Consider the following 2,167-nt stretch of genomic DNA (forward strand, 5'->3'; position numbering starts at 1 on the left):
GCGCATCGTAATAGTCGCTCTGGGTGGCGATCTTGCCGTCCTTGATCGAGAACATCGAGGCGCCGGTGAAGGAGAACTCCTTGCCTGCGGCGGCAGTGCCGTCGGCCCAGGCGCCGGTATTGGTGCCGGCAAATTCCCATTCGAACGAGACGCGGTCGCCCTCTACGACAGGCGCGCCCTTCATCGTCCACGCCGCGTCGGGGACTGCTTTCAGGAAATTGTCGATGACGCCGGTCTTGGCGGCTTCCTTGCCCTTGACCGGTTTGCCGACAGAAGCGTCGTAGTAGGTGACGTCGGCGGCGAAGTAGCCCGCCGCCTTGGCCGCGTCATGGGCGTTCCAGGCGGCGACATAGGCTTCGACCACCGATTGCGCGGTGTCGGCGGCAAAGGACGGCGCCGCGACAAAGAGCGCGGCGGCGACAGCTGCGGATGTCAGAAATTTGCGGCGATGCATGGTTCTTTCCTGCCTTGTTGATGGCTTCCTTCAGCGCGCTAGCCGTGAGCAACCATCACATGGCGCACGGCGGTGTAGTCTTCCAGCGCATAGAGCGACATGTCCTTGCCGTAGCCGGATTGCTTCAACCCGCCATGCGGCATCTCGTTGGTCAGCATGAAGTGGGTGTTGATCCAGGTACAGCCATATTGCAGGCGGGCAGCCGTCGCCATGGCGCGCGAGACATCCTTGGTCCATACCGATGACGCCAGGCCATAGTCACTGTCATTGGCCCAGTTCACCGCCTCGTCGACCTCGGAAAAACGGGTGACCGAGACGACCGGGCCGAACACTTCGCGGCGAACGATCTCGTCTTCCTGCAGCGCGCCGGCAACGACGGTCGGCTGGTAGTAGAAGCCCGATCCCTCGCCCGGCTTGCCGCCGGTGGTGATCTCGATGTGCTTCAGTTCAGAGGCGCGCTCGACGAAGCTCGAGACGCGGTCGCGCTGGCGGCGCGAGATCAGGGGCCCGATCTCGTTTTCGGTGTCGTCGGGGCGATTGTACTTGATGGTCGAGACAGCCGAGGAAAGATCGGCGACAAGCTTGTCGTAGATCTTCTTGCCGGCATAGATGCGGCAGGCGGCGGTGCAATCCTGGCCGGCATTGTAATAGCCGAAGGCGCGCAGGCCGTTGACCACCGCGCCGAGGTCGGCGTCATCGAAGACGATGACCGGCGCCTTGCCGCCGAGTTCGAGGTGCGTGCGCTTGACCGATTTGGCGGCCGCCTGCAGCACCTTCTTGCCGGTGGCCACATCGCCGGTGATCGAGATCATGTTGACCTTAGGGTGATTGATCAGCGTGTTGCCGACGCTCTCGCCGCGGCCGAGCACGACATTGACGACGCCTTCCGGCAGGATTTCGGCAAGGATTCTTGCCAGCTTCAGTGCCGTCAGCGGGGTCTGCTCCGACGGCTTGAAGACCACGGTATTGCCGCCGGCGATCGCCGGCGCCAGCTTCCAGGCCATCATCATCAGCGGGTAATTCCAGGGTGCGATCGAGGCAACGATGCCGATGGCGTCGCGGCGCACCATCGAGGTGTGGCCGGGCAAATATTCGCCGGCGACCACGCCTGGCATCGAGCGAACGGCGCCGGCAAAGAAGCGGTAGCAATCGACGATCGCTGGGATTTCGTCATTCAGCACGGCGTTGATCGGCTTGCCGCAGTTGAGCGCCTCGAGCGTCGCGAACCCTTGTGCCTCGGCCTCGATACGGTCTGCGATCTTCAGGAGATAGCCGGAGCGCTGCGCCGGCGTTGTGCGCGACCACAAGACGAACGCTTGTTCGGCGGCCGTGACCGCCGCCTCGATCTGGGCGGGGCTGGCTTCGGGCAGGTTGAGAATGGTCGCCCCGGTCTTTGGATTGAGGATCGGCTCCTCGGTTTCGATGCCCTTCTCGAATTTCGAGCCGATCAGCATCTGGGTGTCCATGGACGTCTCTCCCTTACAAATTCGTGGATTTACTTGCCCGAACCGGCGATCTGGTCGCCATCGCGCGTCAGGTAATAGGCGGCGAGGATCGGCAGCAGCGTCACCAGCACGACGACCATCGCGACGACATTGGTGACCGGGCGCTGGCGCGGTCTAATCAGCTCTTCCAGCATCCAGATCGGCAGCGTCTGCTGCTGGCCGGCGGTGAAGGTGGTGACGATGACCTCATCGAAGGACAGAGCGAAGG

At 63.1% G+C, this 2,167-nt stretch carries 2 protein-coding genes and 1 pseudogene; all 3 read right to left on the reverse strand.

All coding sequences use genetic code 11. From position 1 onward, the window contains the following. The coding region (locus tag ACXJ7R_RS30735) for an ester cyclase (protein ID WP_457155095.1) at positions 1 to 454 on the reverse strand (454 nt) is incomplete at its 3' end. Between the two features lie 38 nt (positions 455 to 492). Beyond that, a complete protein-coding gene (locus ACXJ7R_RS30740) occupies positions 493 to 1,920 on the reverse strand; it encodes a gamma-aminobutyraldehyde dehydrogenase (RefSeq protein ID WP_457155096.1) in 1,428 nt (475 codons plus the stop codon). Between the two features lie 29 nt (positions 1,921 to 1,949). Further along, positions 1,950 to 2,167: pseudogene (locus tag ACXJ7R_RS30745) on the reverse strand (ABC transporter permease); the annotation flags it as partial.

The organism is Mesorhizobium sp. P5_C1, assembly GCF_054049815.1.